A 20,199-nucleotide genomic window follows, 5' to 3' on the forward strand; every position below is an offset into this window, starting at 1 on the left:
CTCGGTATGGGCGTCGTCGCCGGCCTTCTCGAACTGCTTGAACAGCTTCTCCACCGTCTTGTGGTCTTCCTTGAGCAGCACAATCCCGTCCACAGGTATCCCTCCGCATCGACTTTCCCGGGCGACCCGTGCCGCCCAGGGGAACCGAGTACCCACTGCGGCCTCATATCTGTCACAGACGACGTTCGTGTGACTCGGAACGATGACCCGAGCTGAGCCGTCCGCCGGTGAGTGAAGAGGCCGGGAATCCGCACGGCGCGCCCGTGAAGAGCACAAGCGACCGCGGAGAAGAACAGAGCAAGGCCCGTAGTGACGAGAAGGGCATGGCCCCAAGGGCCGCTCCCGGCGCCCCAGCGGAACCAGGGACGCATCCGCCACCGCCGGCGTCGACCCGCAGGGCCCGCCCGGCAGCCGCAAGGCCCGCTGACCTTCGCGCCCAGTCTCTGGTCGTGGTCTACGACATCCCCCCCGATCGAGCGTCGAGGTCTCGTCGATGGCATCGTCCGTGCCCGGTACCGTAACGGCCCCCGTGGCCTCCACCGCGACGCAGACGGCCCGCCCGAGGCCCGCCCGGCGTTGCCGCACTGCCGATGCGGCACGTGCACGCACGGTGGGCGGAGCGATGTCGGCAGCCGACGGGCCGACCCTCACAGGCACCGGGGCATCTTCACCGTCGAACCCCGCTCTGACCTACGCCTTCGCATTTCTCGTGCTCCGACCGACTGCACAGCGGGATCTCATGCCGGCTCCTGGCCGGCCCGCTCGTGCGAGCCGCAGGCTCGGACTGCGTGGCACTGAGCCGTGGTGGCGGGTCTACACAGCGAGCTGCGCCTGTGCCCCGGCTGCGTGGGGCCTCTGGCCGTTCCGAGCATTTTCCAGAAGCGCGTCCGCAGCGGCGATGGCGTCCTCGACGGTAGCCGTCGCGGTCGTCACACACAGCGTGTAGGCGACATTGTCAAGGTCCCTGGCCGTGCGCGGATCGCTGCTGTGCGCGTGAGCGAAGCGAGCCTCCGCATAGCGTGCAAGGAGTGTCCGCAGGACCTTGGGGTGAGGTTCGAGCATCGCAGTAGCGCCTCTCGTCTTGTGCTGCTCACGACCGGTTTCCCGCTTGCCGTGGCCGCACACGTGCACGTTTCGGCCAGGAGGTGTAGCGCTCTTTGCGCCACTGCGCTCCGAGGGGTCCGGTCGACACTCGTGTCCTGGTGCATCGGTTCTCCTGCTTTGCAGTGCCAGGCGGCGTGCCCCCCCGCTCCCCGCTTCCATGCGTCCCGGTACAGCTTTTCGACATGCCTGGACGACAGAACACCACCAGTTCGGCGTGCAGAAAATCTGTCATGGTGGGAGTAGACATTCGTGATCGCGGGGGTTAATGTCTTGCCCGTAGCCAGGAAGTCAGGAAGGCGCGGCAGACACGAAACTGCCGTGCACCAGCAGGTATTGGCACGGCAGTAGAGCGGCGGGGCCGGAGCAGTCTCGGGGTCCTCTCGCTGGCTGCCGGGCTGGGCGGCTCACAGGGGCCGCCGGCAGTACGTAGGTGCAAGAGATGGATCAGGAAGAGGAGAAGGAGGCAGACGCCATCAGGATCGCCCGGGCAGGGACGTAGTCGGCCCGGGTACCGCAGGCCCCGGAACGGAAGGTGGTCCCACGGTCACGCATACGCGATCCCCGCACGCATTTCCCTCTCCCGGGAGAGCGGGCGGAAACAGAAGGCCGGCACCGCAGTAGGCCGGCAGATGGTGTTCAACTCCCTCGGGGCCCTGGTGCCGTACGGCACCAGGGCCCCTGATGTGTTCCCACGACAGAGGCGCGAATGACCGCAGAAAACTCTCCGAGTCGTCTCGATGGACGACGACTACCCCGCCTACACCATGGGTCGTGCCGCCGAAATGCTCGGCACCACACCCGCCTTCCTGCGGGCGATCGGTGAAGCCCGCCTCATCACGCCCCTGCGCTCGGAGGGTGGCCACCGCCGCTACTCCCGCTACCAGTTGAAGATCGCCGCTCGCGCCCGCGAACTCGTCGACCAGGGCACTCCGGTCGAGGCTGCCTGCCGCATCGTCATCCTCGAAGACCAACTCGAAGAGGCCCGGCGCATCAACGAAGAACACCGGACCGGTGTTCAACCGCGCCGCACAGCGGACGCCTGAGTTCGGCGCGGCCGAACAGCGGCGTGTATCCGGACGGGAGCTTGGTGAAGAGGCCGCTCGGAGAGCTCCATCTGTACGCCGTTGGCCTTCACGACCGGGCGGCGCTCGACCTCGATGTCGAGCGCGCCCTTCGCGACACCGGCAGGGCGAGGGCGATCACGTACTCCTTGCCTTGACGGAAGGCATCACTCGGCATTGCCGAGGCGGGTGATCCAGACGAAACTGCTCAGTCCCGGGTGCCTCGCCAGTCCAGGCAGACCACGGCGGCGTCGTCGTGCAGGACACCTTGTTGGGTGCGCAGGACGGCCTGCGTCAGCGCGTGAACGGTGTCGCGAGGGTGCAGGTCGCGGGTGCCCTCGATCAGGGCGGGAAGATCCTTGGCGATGGCATTGCGTTCGAGCATGCCGTCAGTGACCAGGATGAGGCGGTCTCCCGGTTGCAGTTGGCGGGACTGGACGCGGTGTGGGTGCGGCAGGGGGGCGCCGAAGGGGGGATCGATCTCGGGAGTGATGTGGTGGAGATGTCCCTCGCGCAGGAGCCAGGGCCACGGGTGGCCGGCGTTGATGAGACCGACACCTCCCGTCCGCAGATCGATGCGCAAGAGCTGGCCGGTGACCAAGGAGCCGAATGAGCCGTGGTCGAGCAGGGCCTGATGGGCTTGTCGGGCCTGTTCGGCCAGGTCAGCGCCACTGCGACGGGCCATGCGCAGAGCGCCGACAAACAGGGTGGCCAGCAGGGCGGCCTGGACGTCGTGGCCCATGGCGTCGGTGATGGACACGTGCAGGGTGTGGCGGTCGAGGGAGTGGTCGAAGGTATCGCCGGCGACCGTTTCGGCCGGGATCAGCTCGCCGGAGACCGTGAACTGCGGTGCCTCACAGGTGAGGCAGTCGGGGAGGAGAGTGTTCTGGATCTCAGCGGCCAGGACTGCAGGGAGGGTGCGCCGGCCCCACTGATACAGGTCGGTGAAGCGGCGGTTGGCGATGAGGATGTAGGCCAGAGCATGGGCCGATTCCACGATCGCCTGCACGGTTGCGGATTCGGGGGCCTGAGAGAGGAAGACCTCGAGAAGTCCGATGGCATCCCCCCGGTTGGTCACCGGAGCCACGATCTGAACCTGCCCGTCAGGGTGCCCCTCTCGCATGAGTACCCGCTGGTCGCGCAGGACTTGCTCGTAGACGGTGCCGGGCAATCCGATGTGCTCCCGCTCCTCGCCGGCGTCGGCGTTGCTCAGACGCACAACGGCGTTGCCGGTGTAGTCGGTGATCAGGAAGGACACGGATCGGGCGTCCAGGCTCCTCGCCAGCTCGAAGGCGACCACCTCGGCCGACTCAACAGGCATCCGGGCCTCCGCCGCAGCAAGCAGTCCGGACAGCCCTGCAGATCCTTCAGCCATCTCCGGTTCCTCTCGGCCGGATCCACTCAAAGATCCACTCGTGCGACGGGTGCACCCACGGGCTGTGCCCGTCATCCGGCGCAACACAGAGTCACCCCACCCGACGGCGCGGCACTCCCATTACGCCACCAGCGGCATGTCACAACCTGTCAGACGGATTGGGGCGATATCCCGTTAGTGAGGCTCCGACGCAGATCGTCGACGCGCTCCGGCCTCAGGTTCCATCGGCTGGGTTTCTACCTACGGACAGGACTCGCACTTCCGGCGCTTCCTGGAGAACTAGCAGCTCTCCTACATCGCTGCCGTCCCCCAGCCGCAGCAGGTGAACAGCCCGCGCGTCGAACCTGTCATACCGCTCGCTCGTCCAGGTTCCAGTCGTGTCAAGTCACGACCGGATGGCCGCCAGCGGCAGGAAAGCGGTGACCGCCCGCCCCCGGCGCGGATCCGCTCCCAGGCGGAACGACGACTTGATCTGACGAGACCGAGCTGTCCGGCGGCCTGCGTCGGGTGGTTTGTTAGCGGTGCTGGCCCTGGATCCGGTCCCACAAACCGGTATGTCCTTACTGGGTATCCCGAGCAGCAGGTCGACCCCGTCACGCCATGGAGGTCCACCCGTCCGGGCTCGCCGTCTCGGCGCTTTACGTGTGGCTCTGGATTGGCTGGGTGCGCGTCGGCGGGCGGGGCGCTGAGGCGGGCCTGAGGTCGGGTGGAGGACTCAGGCGATGGCCTGGTTTTGTGCCGGGCTGAGGTAGTGCACGGCGGTCTGTTCGGCATGCGGGATGAGCAGGCCCTGCAACTCCTCGGCTGCGACCTTGAGAAGGTCGCCGTCACGGGTGGAGTGGAGGGTTTCGAGGACGAAGGTGACGTGGGTGGAGTCCCTGGTGACGCGGGTGCGGTGGGCGTCGCGGTGGTTCCAGTGGCGTGTCAGGACGCCGGAGGTATCCGCATAGATGATCTCGCCGGGCTTGGGGTTCTCGGTGGTGTCAGGTTCACCGAGCGGGGTGAAAGTCTCGGTGCCGTCTGCGGGGCGGATGTCGACGTCGCCGGTGACGTGGTCGAGGTCGAAGGCGCCGGCGGGCAGGCCATGGCGGACGGAGACGGAGTTGTAGGAGTCGACGGCCGGGTTGATACGCGGCAGGACCCCCTTCTTCGCGAGGCGGCGACCGAGTGCGTCGACGCTGGGGCGGATGCGGCGGGGGTTGGTGCCGAAGGCGCGGTAGGCGGTGTGCCACGCCTCGATGCGGGGGTCGGTCTCGTTGGCGGGCTGCCAGGCACCGTCGGCGAGTTGCTGCTCCAGGTCCTCCATGGCGGCGGTGGTGTGGGGCCAGGATTCGTGGCTACGCAGGCCGGTGGCGGTGATCAGGGCGACAAGGGTGTCGGGGAAGGCGTCGGCGACGGCGGGGCTGAGACGGAATACGGTCATGGGAGGGGTTCCGTTCCTGTGTGCGTGCGTGCGGTTGGGCGCGGGTCAGGGTTTCCAGGGTCCGATACGGTCCAGACGGCGGCGCTGCTGGAGGGCGGTGGGCACGTCGAGACCCTGGCCGCGTGCGGTGAGGTGGTCGGCGACGGCGGTGCGGTGCTCGACGGGCTTGTGGTCGTCGTACTTGAACTTGGCCACCACTCCGGTGACTTCGAGGCGCAGGCCGCGGATGCCGGGCAGCATCCGGCCGTAGGGCGGCTGGTCGACCGCGACGGGGGCGTGGTCGCCGTCGGGCTGGAAGTGGGCGAGTTGGCGGCGCAGCAGCTCGGCCTTGGCCTCGGGGTCGTCGATGATGTGGGCGCGGCAGGTGAACTGGACGGCCGTGTAGTAGCTGGTGGGGACGCCGTCCGTGGGCGGGGCGCCGGCTGGGGCGCGCCATGGGCCAGGGATGAAGGCGTAGTCGCCGAAGACGGTGAGAAGGACATTCGGGTCGTGGTCGATCGACTTCCAGGCCGGGTTGGGACGGGCGAGGTGGACCAGGAGGTGATCGCCGTCGCTGGTGAAGTGGGTGGGGACGGCGACGGGCGGGTGGCCGGGCAGGCCGTTGACGCTCAGGATTCCGAAGTCGTGCCCTTCGGCTATCCAGCTCTGCCATTCGGCTTCGTCCAGGCTGGTGTCCCAGGGCTGGATGAACATGCTGTGCTCCTTGGGTAGTCGGCGGAGATGGGGGCGGGGAAGGGGGGGTTCAGGTGAGAGCGAGGAGACTGACGGCGACGGCGGCGGTGGCCAGCCCGACGAGCTGGCCGCGGTGGATGTGCTCGGCGAGCACGCCGCGGGCGAGCAGGACGGTGCCGGCCGGGTAGAGAGCGGTGATCACGGCGACGACGGTGAGGTCCCCGCTGCGGGCGGCGAGAAGGAACAGCAGGTTCGCCATGGAGTCCAGCACACCGGCGGCTGTCGACATCGCGTACGCGGGGCGCTCGGAGCCGAGCCTGCGGTACATGAGGCCGGCCGCGACCAGGATGACGGCAGAGGAGACCGTCCGGCCGATGATCAGCGGGGCCACGCCGCTGTCGGAGGGTGCCTGGTGCAGGAAGATCAGCTGGAGGGCGATGGCACCGCCCGCGCCGCAGGCCAACACCAGCGCGGTGCGCGACGGGCGTGCCGACCCGGTGCCATGTCCGGCGCTGACCAGCACCACCGCGACCAGCGCGAGCGGCAGGCCCACCAGCCCGGCAGCGCTCAGGTGCTCGCCCTCCAGCAGACCCACGCCGGCGGGCAGCATGGCGGACACGAGGGCGGTGACGGGCGAGAGTACGTTCATCGGGCCGATCGCCAGGGTGCGGTAGAGCAGGGCGAATGCGGCGGCCGAGGCGATCCCGGACGCGGCGCCCCAGCCAAGGGCGCCGGCGCTGAACGAGGCTCCGAGGAACGGCCACAGCAGCAGCTCGACCGCGAGAGAGGCCGGGGCCGCGATCATCACGGTGCGCAGCACATGAGCCTTACGGGCCCCCAGGCCGCCGAGGAAATCGGCGCATCCGTAGGCGAGTGAGCTGCCCAGGGCCAGCAGCAGAGCGATCACGGTACATCCCTTACGATTGCGATGGAACGACTAAACGGTACAACGAATCGACTGGCCCGTGTCAACCAAACGACCGGGCGGTGCATCAAAGTGGTCCACTGGCGAGGATGGTGATCGGATGGCCGAGACAGAGGCAGCCCTGCGGACGCTCGCGCACAACGTCAGGACGGCCCGCACCCGCGCGGGCCTGTCCCTGGACGAGCTAGGCCGTCGCGCCAAGGTCAGCAAGGGGGCCCTCGTCGGGTTGGAGAAAGCGCAGGGCAACCCGAACTTCGCCACCCTGGTCCGACTGGCCGACACCCTCGGCGTCTCGGTGTCCGCTCTGATGGAGGGACCGTCCGAAGGTCGCGTCCGTGTCGTGGCCGCCGACGCCGTGATGCCGTTGTGGACCGGCGCGCAGGGCAGCGAGGCCCGGCTCATGCTGACGACCTCGGGCCCGGCGCCGGTCGAGGTCTGGCGCTGGAAACTGGAACCGGGCGAGGAGTACCCCAGCCACCCCCACCAGGCGGGAGTCGTAGAAACCGTCAGCGTCACCGCCGGCCGGATGACCCTGATCGTCGACGGGGCCGAGCACCCGGTTGAAGTCGGACAGACCGCCACCTTCGACGGCGACGTCACCCACACCTACCGAGGCGTCGGCACCGAGTCCTGTCACCTGATCATGACGGTCCACCTGCCGCCCGGCCCCGCTTCCACATCCTGAGCTGACGACACTCGGGAAAGCCGCAGCGGCGCCGCCCCCCTTGGTCCTGGGGTCCTGGTCTCACACTCGCACCTACGCGGTGGTGCTCCACCTCGCTGTACGCGACCGGGATCCGGGCGAAGCCCCGGGCCGGCCCGTACAGCTGGACGCTGCGGGCAAGTACCCGGGCCCGTCACGGTGTCTACCGCCCGTCCTGGGAAGTGGTGCAGCGGCTGTTCTGTGCATTCGTCACCGATAGCCGGTGCGGCTGGCCGGGGGAGTGCCTGCACACGTTTGAACCGGGCGCCGCGGCTGGCGGCGTCGCGGGATGCCGTGCCGCTGAAGACGGTCTACGGCGCTGGAAGTTCCCCGCCGCCGGATCCCTCGCCCTCCTTTACGGCATCCCCGGCGAACGTCTGCTGTACCTGACCACCGACCAGATACACGGCACCTCGGATAGCATGGTCCTCCAGCTCGGAAACTCGCGTTGTGGATAGCGCCCAGCCTGGCCGAACTCGTTCACCAACTCGCCAAGGCACCCCGTCAGCGCTCCGCTCTCGCCCGCCGCCTGGCCAACCTGACTCCACGGTTGTTCCCTTGCGCGCTGCCCGGCCATCCCCTCAGCCGCAAGGCGTTCAACGACCAACTCGCGTGCCACGGCATCAAGGTCAGACCGGCAAGGACCGCAGCCCTCATCGCACTCGCCGCCGAACTGCCCCCGCCGCTCCCGGCCGAGCTGCTCGATGTCCATATCCACACCGCACTCAGATGGCCCCACCGTGCTCGGCGTGAGCGGAGCGCCCACCTCGCCGTCCGCATCACCGACGTTACGGGGGTGGATGAACCTGCGTATCAGCCAACAGGAATGGGACCAGGAACTCGTGACGAAGCGGTACATCCTCACCGGCGCGCCCGGCGCAGGAAAGACAACGATCCTCCGACAACTGCAAGAACGCGGGTTCGATGTCGTTGACGAGGCAGCGACTGAGGTCATCACGCGCGAACAAGCCGAGGGGGATGCCGAGCCCTGGAACCAGGCAGCCTTTGTCCAGAAGGTGGCGGACCTGCAGCGCCGCCGACAAACGCAGTCCACAGCGAGCGACGTGCCCCTCCAGATCTACGACAGGTCTCCGATCTGCACTTACGCCCTGAGCGCATACCTCGGACGCCCTGTCCCGGAGGTGCTCTCCTTCGAGATCGACAGAATCACCCACGAGCGGGTCTATGAACAGCAGGTCTTCTTCATCCGCAACATCGGGTTCTGCGAGCCAACTGCCGCCCGCCGGATCAGCTTCCAGGAGTCGCTGGCGTTCGAGCGGATCCACGAGCAGAGCTACCGGCAGTTCGGCTACGACCTCATCGACGTCCCGGCCGGTGATGTGGCCCATCGGGTGGCGATGATCGCAGACATCATTTCGCAGCTTGCGTAGGGAGGGTCCGCAGTAGCCACTCCCAACAGCTGGGAGGGGGCACGGACCTCAGTAGTCCGCGTCGGCTGACGGCATGGAGTAGGGACCGGCTGAACTGAGGCTGAGGTCCTCGGTTCTCGGGCTCATCGGCGGCGATTGTCAGTCGACGGAGTCCATGAAGTCCAGCATTCGACGGTTGACCTCTTCCGCGTGGTCGATCTGTGGTCCGTGACCTGTGCCGGTGATGATCTCTGCCCGGGTTCCCGGTATCAGGCGGGGCACGCGCTCCATTTGCTGCTGTGGGTGCACGAGCAGGCTGCGCTTGCCGAGCGCGAGGTAGAGCGGGGTACGGATGGTGGACAACTCGTCGTCGGTCAGGGGGAGAGGGGCCGGGCGGCGTATGCGGTAGGCGCGGACGGCTGTTCTGATCATCGTGCGTAGCTCCGGCACGACGAGGACCGGCTGCTCCAGCCAGGCCGCCAGCCGTGGGCGGAGTGCCTTGGGGGCGAAGGTCGCGAAGAGACTGGCGAATATCCAGACGAAGAAGCGAAGTCCCACCTTCTCCAGGCCGCCGGGGTCGAGCAGCGTGACCGAGGCGAGGCGGTCGGGCCTGCGGTGCGCCTGGTTCAGGGCGAGCCAACCGCCGTAAGAGGAGCCGACGAGGTGGACGCGGTCGAGTCCGAGTCCGGCGAGTGTCTCGTCCAGCCACTGTGCGGCGCGTTCCGGTTGGTGGATGGGTTCGCGCTGCACGCTGCGTCCGGGGTCACCCGGGGTGTCGATCGCGTAGACCGGGCGATCGTCGCTGAGCGCGCGGGTGTTCGGGTACCACATGGCGGAGCAGGAGCCCGCACCGTGCACCAGGACGACCGGGATGCGCGACCGGGCGGCAGCGTCCACAGGACCATAGCGGTAGACGTGCGTGGCGCCGAAGGATGTCTCCACGTCTTCTTCCGCGAGGGCGGGCGCCCCCAGCGCGTAGACCGCGTCGCAGGCCGCGAAGTAGCGGTCGCGCCAGGCTTCGCTCACGTAGCGGCCGACGTCAGCCTGAGGGCGGTCAGCGGTTTCGGGCACAGACACCTCCTGGTTCAGTTCCTTTGTGGTACGAACGTACCACCATGATGATACCGCTGTACCATCAACGAGTCCCGGCAGGGTCGTACCAGCGAAACGACGAGCGGAGGAGAAGAGGCCGATGCCCAAGCGCGTGGATCATGCGGAGCGCCGTACCGAGATCGCCGAGGCGCTCGTCCGGGTTGCCGGGCGGCACGGGCTGCATGCCGTGGGAATGCGCGATGTGGCGGCCGAGGCGGGCGTGTCACTGCGACTGGTGCAGTACTACTTCGAGACCAAAGAGAAGCTGCTGCTCTTCGGGCTGCAGTACCTGACGCAGAGGTTCGGGGCGCGGGTCGCCACCCGGATCAAGGACAGCGGGGACAGTCCCGGGCCGCGCGCCACGATCGAGGCGCTGCTGATGGCGGCCCTGCCCACGGACGAGGAGAGCCGCACCTTCCACTTCCTGTACACCTCATACGCCTTGCTGGCCGTCAATGACCCCGCACTCGCTGCCCAGCCCTTCATCAAGGACCCCGATGCCGCTGAGGACGCCGTGACCGGATTCCTCCAGCAGGCGCGGGAGGCCGGTCTGCTCCGGCCGGGTGTGGAACCGCGACTGGAGGCAGCCGGCCTGCTCGCCATGTCCGCGGGACTCGGCACCGGCATTCTCGTCGGCCAGCGCAGCCCCGAGTCGGCCGCCGCCGTCTTGGACCACCACCTGGATCGCATCTTCCACGGCGGTGAACGTGACCTTCCGACTCGGCCGACGCGCGAGTGACGTCTTGTCTCGTGGACGTCCTGGAGGACCGCGGCGGCGCCGTGGTGCCCGCAGTGGCAGAAGCGCTATGACGTCCGAGCGCGGCTGCACGCCCTGCGGCTCGCCCACCAGTAGCACAAGGAGCCTTGACCAGCGGCGTCCCGAAGTCGTCGGCCTCGGCACCGGACTCCAAATTGAACGCGTTCAAAAAGGAGGCTACGCTGAGGCCGAGCAAAGCCGAGGGGGTTCGATGAAGGTAGTGCTGCCCGGGGGAACCGGACAGGTGGGCACGATTCTCGACCGTGCGCTGACGGCGGCCGGCCACGAGGTCACGGTGGTGACCCGGCGTCCCGCGCGGGCGCACGACATCGGATGGGACGGGGCCACGCTCGGCCGCTGGGCCGCGGCGATCGACGGCTGCGATGTCGTGATCAACCTGGCCGGGCGCAGCGTCTCCTGCCGTTACACCACCGAGAACCTGCAAGCCATGCTGGACTCCCGGGTGGACTCGGCGCGGGTGGTCGGCGAGGCCATCGCCGCCGCCGCGCGGCCGCCGCGCGTCTGGCTGCAGATGAGTACGGCCACGGTCTACGCACACCGCTTCGACGCGGCACACGACGAGGCGACCGGGGTGATCGGAGGCTCGGAGGCCGGGGTGCCGGGCCACTGGGCGTACAGCGTCGAGATCGCGCAGAACTGGGAGCGGGCGCAGGCCGAGGCGCCGACTCCTGTGACCCGCAAGGTGGCCCTGCGCTCGGCCATGGTCATGAGCCCGGATCGGGGCGGTGTGTTCGACGTACTGTCACGGCTGGTACGACTCGGGCTGGGCGGTCCGGTGGCCGGCGGCGCGCAGTACGTCTCCTGGATCCATGACGAGGACTTCGTGCGAGCGGTGGAGTTCCTGATCGCCCGGGACGACCTCGAGGGGCCGGTGAACCTCGCCTCGCCCGGCCCCCTTCCGCACCGCGACTTCATGCGGGCGCTGCGCACGGCCTGGGGCGTCCCTGTGGGGCTGCCGGCGACGCGCTGGATGGCCGAGTTGGGGGCGTTCGCGCTGCGCTCGGACACGGAGTTGCTGCTCAAGAGCCGTCGGGTGGTGCCGGGTCGGCTGGGCGCAGCCGGGTTCGCTTTCGCGCATCCCGAGTGGGAAAGGGCCGCTACGTCCCTCGTGCAGCGGGCCAGGCTGGTTCGTGCGGGCTCGGGGCGGCCCCGTAGATCGAGCCACGCTGTGTAGACGACCGCAAGAAGTGGACCGGAGCCTGACAGCCGACACCGTGTGTCGCCGAGTTCGGGCGGCATTCGTCGATCACAGTGCCCGAAAACGTCGGTGAGAACTGACTCCGGTGCGGGAGGGCGGGCACCTTCTCGGCAGGTGCGGGTCGACGGAAAGCTGGTCGAGCCAGTGCCTTGCGCACGGCGCTGGATGGTCGTCGGAATGCACACAGGGGCACGGCGTAGGTTCCGCACACCCTTTGCCTCTGGCATTCACTCCCAGGGTCCACTTCTTTCACCCGTTTCACCCGGTTGGAGCGCTGGCCGAGCCTGCCGGTGCGGACGCGTGAACACTCCATGTCATAGATCTCACAGAAAGCGAGAACGGCATGGCAGCATTTCCGGTCCCCGGTTCACGGCGCCGAATACGTCGCGCACAGGTCATGGCGGCCGGGTGCGCCGTGGCCATGTGCACGGTCCTGGCGGCCCCTGTTGCCGCGGACGGCGGCACGGCCACGACCAAACCCACCATCGTGCTGGTGCACGGCGCGTTCGCGGACGCCTCCAGCTGGAATGGGGTAGCCGAACGGCTCGAACGCCGTGGCTACACGGTCATCGCTCCCGCCAACCCGCTGCGCGGGCTGTACAGCGACGCCACCTACATCGCCTCCGTGCTGGACAGCATCAAGGGCCCGATCGTGCTGGCGGGTCACTCATATGGCGGCGCCTTGATCAGCACGGCCGCCGCGGGCAACCCCCGGGTGAAGTCCCTGGTGTACGTATCGGCACTGATGCTCGACGTGGGCGAGAGCGGAATGTCCCTGGGGGCCAAGTTCCCCAGCGAACTCGGCACCGCCACGAAGTCCGTTCCCTACCGGGCCGGCGGCGTCAGCGGGACAGACCTGTACCTCAAGGCCGACAAGATCCATCCGGTCTTCGCCGCAGACCTGCCGGAGATGACCACGAGGGTCATGGCGGTCACCCAACGACCTGCGGCAACGACTGCGTTCTCGGAGACGGCCAAGGTGGCCGCCTGGAAGCACATCCCGTCGTGGTTCCTCGTTGCGAAGCAGGACAAGACCATCAATCCCGACCAGGAACGCTTCGAGGCGAAACGCGCGGGTTCACACACGGTGGAGATCGATTCCTCCCACGTGGCCATGATCTCGCACCCCGACGCGGTCACCGACCTCGTCCTCCAAGCCGCCGCGGCCACCGATCCCGCCCGGCCTGCGCTGGCCGCCACCGGAACCACCCATGACGCCCGGACCGAGACCGCACTCACCGGCATCGCCGCCGGCTCGTTGATCGCCGGCACAGGAGCCGTCCTTCTGGGCCGTCGTCTGAGGCGCTCCCGGCCCTGACAATGCTCCGGGACGGCGTGATCCCGCCCGGCGTCGCGGGCTGCGGCCCGGGACCCCGGGCGGTCTTGGTCCAGCCGCTGAAACTCTCGTTCAAGGCGATAGCGACGCTGTTCCTCTCCTGTCGCCCCGTCAGAACCTGGAACGGCGGCTCGGTTCCCCTGTGGTCCAGCTCCATGTAGCTCAGCTCATCGATATAGCCCAGCCAATCGATGCATAAAAGATCGACTCGGCCATAGCGGGTGATGGTCTTGGACAGCTGCGTCTCCTCCGCGGCCTCGACCAACTCGTTGACGAGTTTGGTGGCGAGTGTGTAGCGGACCCGGTAGCCGGCCATCGCCGCCTCGGTGCCCAGGACGATCAGCAGGTGGGGCCCGCCGGCGCCGGAATCGCCGATCAGGCAGAGCGGCAGGCCCTTCTTGACCGAGCTGCACCTGCCCGGGCATTACGGCGAATCGCCGCCTATAGGTCGACCTTGGACTTCGGTGGCATCGAGGCCCCCTCACCACGCAGAGCAGGGACGACCTGCCCAGCCTTCATACCCTCGCCGCAGGCATCGACCGCGACCGCGACGCCGTCATCGCCGGCCTCACGCTGCCATGGAACTCTGGCGTCGTCGAAGGGCATGTCAACCGCATCAAGATGCTCAAGCGCCAGATGTTCGGCCGAGCCGGTTTCGGCCTGTTACGCAAGCGCGTACTGCTGGCCACCTGATCAACCGCCCGGCTCTGAGCGGTGATACGACTTCCCTCTACAGAAAGATGATGAGGGGGCGACAGCGTGGACGCGGTAGTAACGATCAGCCTGATCCGCATGGCGGCCGCTGACTTGACCATGGGGCCCTGGCAGCGCCCCTCGGACGCTTATCTGGTCCAGTTGGGCCTGGACGCTCTGATGGCCGATCTCGAGACTCCCTCGCTTCCCCTGTTGGCTGGGCTCGCGCGCGGTGAGTACCCCCAGGCCCGCGAGCTGTTCGACCTTGTGCTGGAAGAGATGGGCCTGCTGCCCCTGGCCTCGGAAGATCTTGCCAAGGCGCGATGGACTGCGGCCCGTTGGTGGGGCGGCCAAATCGTGGCGGGCCAGCTCGATCCCGTACACGGAGCCAAACTGATCTATCAGGAGTCCGCAGCGGAACTCGAATACCCCGACACTCTGCAACCCATCGTTGACCTGGCGAGAGCACTCGACCTGCTGAACGATCAACCTCCGGTCCAGCAGCACATCCGCGACCAGGTCACCTCCGCGGCGCGAGACTTTCTCGCCACAGAAACGCGCCATGACCGCAGCTTTTGAACTACGTCGCATGACCCACCGTGACCGGTTCACGGAAAGCGAGCCAGCACCAGGACTCACTGATAGAGCCACCGCTGTCGGTGTGCACGACCTTCCCCGAACGACCCGCGCACAGACTCCTGCCCGGTCCGCCCCCCTCGGCCCGCGCGGACAAGGCGGACACGACGGAGACCGATACGCCCGGCTCCGGTGAGCTGGGTCGGCCGACTTCATGAGCGCCGGGCAGCCGGCCCTTCGGCCTCAGCTTCGAATTCCGAGCCCCGAGCCCTGACCGACCTCAGGCGTCGACTTCCGTCTCCAGAATCTCCGCTGAGTACAGGCGTGCCGTCCCGACTCGTGCTCGCAACGCCGGAACAAAGCTCAGGACTTGTGGGTCAGCCGCCGTCTCAGCAGCCAAGGCGCCGACTTCGGCGGACAGCGCTTCGCTGCTCAGAGCTGTCGCCCTGCGACCGGAAGGCGCGGTAGTGGCCCCTTCCGCGACCTCCCTGACCGAACCTCCGCAGGGCTGTACGGAGGCAGGTCGAGGGCCGTCCTGACGCCCGGTGAGGGCAACGGCACGTTTCGGTAGTTGTGTCCGGGATGCGGACGTGGCCCAAGGAGTGGCTGAGCCCGCGCTCTCCCATAGGTCAGATGACGTAGCCGTGGCAGCCGCTGTACGAACTACGTCATTTGGCTCAATCGACGGTCGTGGCCGCCCTTCTAGCGTTCGGGTCATCATCCCCACGAGCCCGGACCGGAATTCCGGGCGAAGGAGGCAATGCCGTGAGCGAAGTGAAGAACATCGTGCTGGTCCACGGCGGATTCGTCGATGGCTCCGGCTGGCAGGGCGTCTACGATCACCTGACCGCCGACGGCTACCGGGTCACCGTCGTGCAGAATCCCACCCTGTCACTGGCCGGCGACGTCGCCGCGACGCACCAGATCCTCGACGGCCTCGACGGCCCTGCCGTGCTGGTCGGCCACTCCTACGGTGGCGTCGTCATCACTGAGGCGGGGAACCACCCGAACGTCGCCGGGCTCGCGTACATCGCGGCATTCGCGCCCGACAAGGGCGAGTCCGTCAGCTCCCTGATCGCCGACCCGCCGCCCGGCGCGCCGGTTCCGCCGATCCTGCCGCCCAAGGACGGGTTCCTGTTCCTGGACAGGGGCAAGTTCGCGGCGTCGTTCGCCGCCGACGTGCCCGCGGCGGTGGCGGCCTTCATGGCCGATTCGCAGGTGCCGTGGGGCGTGGACGCGCTCGGCGGGACGGTGTCGGAACCGGCTTGGCGGACCAAGCCCTCGTGGTACCTGGTCGCCACCGATGACCACATGATCCCGCCGCCCGCCCAGCGAGTCATGTCCGAGCGGGCGGGTTCGACCGTCACCGAGACCCCGGGCAGCCACGCCGTCTACGTGTCCAACCCCGCGGCCGTGGCGGCCGTGATCAACCAGGCGGCCCACGCGGTCTCCGCCCGTTAGCGGCGGCGGCACCTCCCACGTCGCCGCCCAGTCCGTCCCGCCCGGTCCCACCGGCCGGGCGGGACTTCACTCCCCGCCTTCTCCCAAAGGAGTTTCGCCATGCACGTCCGCCGAATGATCACCCGCCGCCGGGCGCTCGTGGGCGGAGTCGCCGTCGCCGCGACGGCCGCGATGGTCGCCCCGGTCGGCTCCACCGCCGCGGCCGCCGACGACACCGAGGCCCAGCCGAAGGACAGGCCGACCATCGTTCTCGTGCACGGCGGATTCGCCGACGCCTCCGGCTGGAACGGTGTCATCGAGCGGCTCCAGCACGACGGCTACAAGACCATCGCCCCCGCCAACCCGCTGCGCGGCATCCCCACCGACGCCACGTACATCGCGAGCGTCCTCAGCTCGATCGAAGGACCGATCGTCCTGGTCGGCCACTCCTATGGCGGCGCCGTCATCACCAACGCCGCCGCGGGCAACCCCAACGTGAAGGCACTGGTCTACGTCGCGGCGTTCGCACCCGACAAGGGCGAGCAGCTAGGCGTCCTGCTCAACAAGTACCCCGGCAGCCTGATCGGCTCGTCCGTGCAGGAAGTGCCCTACCCCAACCCGGACGGCACCACCGGCACCGATCTTTACCTGCGGGCCGAAAAATTCCGGGCCGCGTTCGCAGCCGACCTGCCGGTCTCCACCACCCGGCTCATGCAGGCGACCCAGCGGCCCTTCTCGGCCTCGTCACTCACCGACGTCACCCAGGCCGCCGCCTGGCGCACCATCCCCTCCTGGGCCATCGTCGCCACCGAGGACAAGGCCATCCCGCCCGCCCTGGAGCGCTGGTTCTACAAGCGCGCCAAGTCCCACGTCATCGAGGTCAAGGGCGCCTCGCACGTCCCCATGATCAGCCACCCGGTCACTATCGCCAAGCAGATCGAGTCCGCCGCCCAGGCCACCAGCTGACCGGCGCCACCTCGGAGAGCAGGCCGCTGAGCGCGGGCCATTCTCACGCTCAGCGGCCACACATCCCACCCCGCCAGGCAGCCGCCCGACGTTCCAGGTCCGGCGTCACGCCAGAGCAGCAGAACGGGCTCACCGCGAGCCGCTCCCTCCTCTGCGACATCCAGGACGGCGAAACCCTGAGCCGACACCGCCACGCTGCTCCAGGAACGCGAAGAACCTCGGGCCGGTCCGTCATGACCAACCACATCTTGGAGATCTCGCGGCCTCGCCCCGCACAGGCGCCGACCGTCCGCGGCCCGGTGGCCGTGGACGATCTGGGCACCGCCCTGATCGACGAACACGTCTTCGTCCTGAGCGAGGAACCGCGCCGGAGCGTCCCGGAGAACTGGGACGAGCAGCAGCGCACAGACAACGCGGTCACTCGGCTGACCGCCCCGGCCACGATCACGATGTGGCTGTGCGGTTCGTCCTGGCCGGCGGCGACGTCGGCCGTCCGGAGGCCGCGAGGCGCGCTCGGCACGGGGATGCGCGCCCCGGCCGTGCCCGGCTTCGCACCGAGCCGAGCGCCCCTGTTCCAGCCCGTGGTGTGGCGATCGGAGCGCAGGTAGCGTGCGGGCTGTGACACCTGACGATGGGGCCGGCCCGGTACGGAAACCGCACGACGGCCTTTTGCCGGCAGCGGGTGGCACGTTGGTCGGGCGGGAGCACGAGCTGAAGTTCGTTGAGGAGTTCGTGCTGCGTGCTGCCAGTGACGGAGATGCCCTTGTGCTCTACGGGGAAGCCGGCGTCGGTAAGACGGTCTTGCTCGACGCCGCCGAAGAGGCGGCTGCCGCGAGCGGGGTTCCCGTCATTCGTACCGCCGGCGTCGAGGTCGAAACGGATCTGGCGTACGCCGCTCTGCACCGGCTACTGACGCCGTTCCTGACGCAGCTCGACGGGTTGAGCGCGCAGCAGTGTCGCACGCTGGCGACGGCGCTCGGGCTCGACGAGGGACCGCCGCCTGACCGGTTGGCCGTGTCGAATGCGGTGCTGTCGCTGCTCGGGCTGGCCGGAGGTGACGGTCCGCTCCTGGTGATCGTGGACGACCTGCCGTGGCTGGACCGGATGAGCGCAGCGGTACTCGCGTTCGTCGCGCGGCGGCTCGCCGGCACCCGGATCGGGTTGCTCGGCGCCTTCCGCACGGGTGAGTCGAGTTTCTTCGACGGTGGTGGGCTGGCGGCCGTCGAGGTGATGCCGCTGGGCCAGACCGCCGCGGCCGGCCTGGTCGACCGGCGCTTCCCGGCACTTGCGCCAAGAGTGCGTCAGCAAGTGCTCGCCGAGGCCGCCGGGAATCCGCTGGCGCTGCTGGAACTGCCCGCGCGAGTGGCCGATGGAAACCATGAACGCCAGACGGCTCCGGTGCTGCCGTTGAGCCAGCGGTTGGAGCATCTGTTCGCCGCCAGGGTCGATCCGCTTCCGGTCGCGACCCGGCGCGCCCTGTTGCTCGCCGCGCTCGACGCCACCGGTGACCTCGGCATCCTCGTAGCGGCCTTCGGCGCCAACGCCATCGACGACCTCGCCCCGGCGGAGCGCGCACAGTTGATACGGGTCGATGGTGAGCGGCGTCGGCTGGCGTTCCGTCACCCGCTGATGCGGTCCGCGGTCATCGCGATGTCCACCGATCAGCAGCGGCGCGACCTCCATGGGGCGATCGCCGCGCAGATGCCGGACCAGCCCGACCGCCGCGCCTGGCATCTGGCCGAGGCCGCCGAAGCCCCGGACGAGTCCATCGCGGTGCTCCTGGAGCAGACGGCGGACCGGATCCTCCGTCGTGGCGACGCGGTCGGCGCGCTCGCCGCCCTGCTGCGCGCGGCCGACCTCACTCCCGCCGGCCGGGACCGCAGCCGGCGGCTGGCACGCGCCGCGTACGTCGGAGCAGAGGTCACGGGGGACATCGGCAGGGTGCCGCGGCTGTTGGCCGACGCGCAGAATGCCGACCCGGGCGGTGCCGACGCGCTGGCCGCGGCGGTCGCGACGGCCGCGTATCTGCTGAACGGTGAGGGCGACGTCAACGCGGCGCACCGCATGCTCTTCGGGGCCATCGCGGCTCGCGAGGTGCTGGACGGCGACGACGACGGCCTGATCGAAGCCCTCTGGTTTCTCATCGCCATCTGCGTGTTCGGTGGACGGGCGGAACTGTGGCAGCCGTTGGATGGCTTGATGGGGCGTTTCAGACCGGCGCCACCGCGATATCTGACCGTCCTCGCCAAGGCTTTCGGCGATCCCGCGCATCAGGCCCTGCCGGTACTCGACGAACTCGACGGATTGATCGGTGGGCTGAGCCAGGAGCCCGATCCGGCATACGTGGCACGTGTCGCCATCGCCGGTGCCTATGTGGATCGACAGCGCGCGTGCCGAGGCCCCGTGCAGGCGGTCGTCGACCACGGCAGGGAGGGCGGTGCCGTCACCTCGCAGATCCAGACCGAGGTCATCCTGGCCAACGACGACTTCTTCTCCGGCCAATGGGATGAGGCGCTGGAGCTGTGTGGCGAAGGGATACGCCTCTGCGAGCTGCACGGCTACCCGTTGCTGAGATGGCTGTACGTCCATCAGGACGCCGTGATCGCGGCGGCGCGGGGCCGGACCGAGCGCGCGCGGGCCGCAGCAGAGGCGATGACTCGCTGGGCGGCACCGCGCGGAGTCGGGCTTCTCCTCGCGTATGGGCACGGTATCGAGGCCCTGCTGTCGCTCGGACGCGGTAAGTATCAGGAGGCATTCGTCCATGCGTCCTCCATCACTCCGCCGGGGAAGTTGCAGCCGTACGCCCCCTACGCCCTGTGGACCGCTCTGGATCTCGTCGAGGCAGCGGTACGCGCAGGCTTGCGCACCGAAGCCGCTCGGCACGTCGCCGCACTGAGTGACATGGACGTCCCCGCGATCTCCCCCCGCCTGGCACTCGTCACGGCGGGAGCCGCCGGCATGGTGTCTCCCGACGGGCGGTTCACGGACCACTTCGAAGCAGCGCTCGCCGTCGCCGGAGCGGAACGGTGGCCCTTCGACCGAGCCCGGATCCAGCTGTCCTTCGGGCAACGCCTCCGCCACGGCCGAGCCATGACCGAGGCGCGCAGACATCTCAGCGAGGCCTTCGACACCTTCCAGCGGCTCGATGCCACGCCGTGGTCCGCCCTCGCCGGCAAGGAACTGCGGGCCGCCGGCGGAGCACGGGGGAAGCTTCAGGCGGGTGGCATCGCAGCATTGACGCCGCAACAGCGGGAGATAGCGACGCTGGCGGCAGCGGGTCTGACGAACAAGCAGATCGCCGAGCGACTCTTTCTGTCGCCGCGCACAGTCAGCACGCACCTCTATCAGATCTATCCCAAGCTCGGCGTGACCACCAGGGCCGGACTACGTGATGCTCTGAGCTACGAGGAGCCCCCCACGGAGTGAGCTGCCGCGCGCCGTCCGGTGCGGAGCCTCGCCCTCCGCCGCCAACTGCGGCTCGCCTCCG

Annotated in this window: 16 protein-coding genes and 4 pseudogenes; 11 read left to right on the forward strand and 9 right to left on the reverse strand. The window is 68.7% G+C overall.

All coding sequences use genetic code 11. The annotated features are described in order from the left end of the window. Together ACIQTP_RS45205 and ACIQTP_RS45210 are read right to left on the reverse strand one after the other, a co-directional pair. Positions 1 to 93 (reverse strand): annotated as a pseudogene (locus tag ACIQTP_RS45205) (hemerythrin domain-containing protein); the annotation flags it as partial. 720 nt (positions 94 to 813) lie between these two features. Beyond that, a complete protein-coding gene (locus ACIQTP_RS45210) occupies positions 814 to 1,263 on the reverse strand; it encodes a DUF5133 domain-containing protein (protein ID WP_403411623.1) in 450 nt (149 codons plus the stop codon). A 547-nt stretch (positions 1,264 to 1,810) separates the two neighbouring features. Here ACIQTP_RS45210 and ACIQTP_RS45215 point away from each other — a divergent pair. After that, a pseudogene (locus tag ACIQTP_RS45215) lies at positions 1,811 to 2,147 on the forward strand (MerR family transcriptional regulator). Positions 2,148 to 2,194: 47 nt separating this feature from the next. Here ACIQTP_RS45215 and ACIQTP_RS45220 read toward each other — a convergent pair. The 5 genes and pseudogenes from ACIQTP_RS45220 to ACIQTP_RS45240 form a co-directional block, all read right to left on the reverse strand. Next, a pseudogene (locus tag ACIQTP_RS45220) lies at positions 2,195 to 2,358 on the reverse strand (Hsp20/alpha crystallin family protein); the annotation flags it as partial. Between the two features lie 15 nt (positions 2,359 to 2,373). Further along, positions 2,374 to 3,540 (reverse strand): PP2C family protein-serine/threonine phosphatase, encoded by a 1,167-nt coding sequence (locus tag ACIQTP_RS45225; RefSeq protein ID WP_403411626.1) that lies wholly within the window; start codon positions 3,538 to 3,540, stop codon positions 2,374 to 2,376. Positions 3,541 to 4,255: 715 nt separating this feature from the next. Next, positions 4,256 to 4,963: a B3/4 domain-containing protein gene (locus ACIQTP_RS45230; protein WP_403411629.1), complete on the reverse strand. Its 708-nt coding sequence runs from the start codon at positions 4,961 to 4,963 to the stop codon at positions 4,256 to 4,258. 45 nt (positions 4,964 to 5,008) lie between these two features. Continuing rightward, on the reverse strand, positions 5,009 to 5,656 hold the full coding sequence (locus ACIQTP_RS45235) for an FMN-binding negative transcriptional regulator (RefSeq protein ID WP_403411632.1): 648 nt from the start codon (positions 5,654 to 5,656) through the stop codon (positions 5,009 to 5,011). A 49-nt stretch (positions 5,657 to 5,705) separates the two neighbouring features. Beyond that, positions 5,706 to 6,542, reverse strand: a complete 837-nt coding sequence (locus tag ACIQTP_RS45240) for an EamA family transporter (RefSeq protein WP_403411635.1) — start codon at positions 6,540 to 6,542, stop codon at positions 5,706 to 5,708. A gap of 118 nt (positions 6,543 to 6,660) precedes the next feature. On the opposite strand from ACIQTP_RS45240, the gene ACIQTP_RS45245 reads away from it, so the two are divergent. Both ACIQTP_RS45245 and ACIQTP_RS45250 read left to right on the forward strand, forming a co-directional pair. Beyond that, on the forward strand, positions 6,661 to 7,245 hold the full coding sequence (locus ACIQTP_RS45245) for a helix-turn-helix domain-containing protein (protein WP_403411638.1): 585 nt from the start codon (positions 6,661 to 6,663) through the stop codon (positions 7,243 to 7,245). Between the two features lie 818 nt (positions 7,246 to 8,063). Further along, entirely contained in the window at positions 8,064 to 8,654 is a 591-nt protein-coding gene (locus ACIQTP_RS45250) for an AAA family ATPase (protein ID WP_403411640.1), read from the forward strand. Positions 8,655 to 8,792: 138 nt separating this feature from the next. On the opposite strand, the gene ACIQTP_RS45255 is transcribed toward ACIQTP_RS45250, so the two are convergent. Continuing rightward, positions 8,793 to 9,704 carry an alpha/beta fold hydrolase gene (locus ACIQTP_RS45255; protein WP_403411643.1) on the reverse strand — a complete coding sequence of 304 codons (912 nt, stop codon included), beginning with the start codon at positions 9,702 to 9,704 and terminating at the stop codon, positions 8,793 to 8,795. 121 nt (positions 9,705 to 9,825) lie between these two features. Between ACIQTP_RS45255 and ACIQTP_RS45260 the strand changes: the two genes are divergently transcribed. The 3 genes from ACIQTP_RS45260 (at position 9,826) to ACIQTP_RS45270 (ending at position 13,019) form a co-directional block, all read left to right on the forward strand. Then, positions 9,826 to 10,464: a TetR/AcrR family transcriptional regulator gene (locus ACIQTP_RS45260; RefSeq protein ID WP_403411646.1), complete on the forward strand. Its 639-nt coding sequence runs from the start codon at positions 9,826 to 9,828 to the stop codon at positions 10,462 to 10,464. Positions 10,465 to 10,693: 229 nt separating this feature from the next. Next, positions 10,694 to 11,677, forward strand: coding sequence for a TIGR01777 family oxidoreductase (locus ACIQTP_RS45265; RefSeq protein ID WP_403411649.1), 984 nt, complete (start codon positions 10,694 to 10,696; stop codon positions 11,675 to 11,677). Between the two features lie 367 nt (positions 11,678 to 12,044). Then, positions 12,045 to 13,019 (forward strand): alpha/beta fold hydrolase, encoded by a 975-nt coding sequence (locus ACIQTP_RS45270; RefSeq protein ID WP_403411652.1) that lies wholly within the window; start codon positions 12,045 to 12,047, stop codon positions 13,017 to 13,019. Here the strand turns inward: ACIQTP_RS45270 and ACIQTP_RS45275 are convergent. Next, positions 12,937 to 13,449: pseudogene (locus ACIQTP_RS45275) on the reverse strand (ATP-binding protein); the annotation flags it as partial. The gene ACIQTP_RS45270 and the pseudogene ACIQTP_RS45275 sit on opposite strands and share 83 nt — an antisense overlap. Positions 13,450 to 13,796: 347 nt before the next feature. On the opposite strand from ACIQTP_RS45275, the gene ACIQTP_RS45280 reads away from it, so the two are divergent. From ACIQTP_RS45280 to ACIQTP_RS45300, 5 genes are all read left to right on the forward strand, one after another. Further along, positions 13,797 to 14,309: a hypothetical protein gene (locus ACIQTP_RS45280; protein WP_403411655.1), complete on the forward strand. Its 513-nt coding sequence runs from the start codon at positions 13,797 to 13,799 to the stop codon at positions 14,307 to 14,309. Between the two features lie 762 nt (positions 14,310 to 15,071). Further along, positions 15,072 to 15,767, forward strand: coding sequence for an alpha/beta hydrolase (locus tag ACIQTP_RS45285; RefSeq protein ID WP_364562588.1), 696 nt, complete (start codon positions 15,072 to 15,074; stop codon positions 15,765 to 15,767). 99 nt (positions 15,768 to 15,866) lie between these two features. Further along, complete coding sequence (locus ACIQTP_RS45290; protein WP_403411659.1) at positions 15,867 to 16,712, forward strand: alpha/beta fold hydrolase; 846 nt, start codon at positions 15,867 to 15,869, stop codon at positions 16,710 to 16,712. Positions 16,713 to 16,945: 233 nt separating this feature from the next. Then, entirely contained in the window at positions 16,946 to 17,320 is a 375-nt protein-coding gene (locus ACIQTP_RS45295) for a hypothetical protein (protein WP_403411662.1), read from the forward strand. Between the two features lie 82 nt (positions 17,321 to 17,402). Next, positions 17,403 to 20,138, forward strand: coding sequence for an AAA family ATPase (locus ACIQTP_RS45300; protein ID WP_403411665.1), 2,736 nt, complete (start codon positions 17,403 to 17,405; stop codon positions 20,136 to 20,138). Positions 20,139 to 20,199: the final 61 nt, after the last annotated feature.

It is taken from the genome of Streptomyces sp. NPDC090798 (assembly GCF_044768965.1).
Lineage (GTDB): Bacteria > Actinomycetota > Actinomycetes > Streptomycetales > Streptomycetaceae > Streptomyces.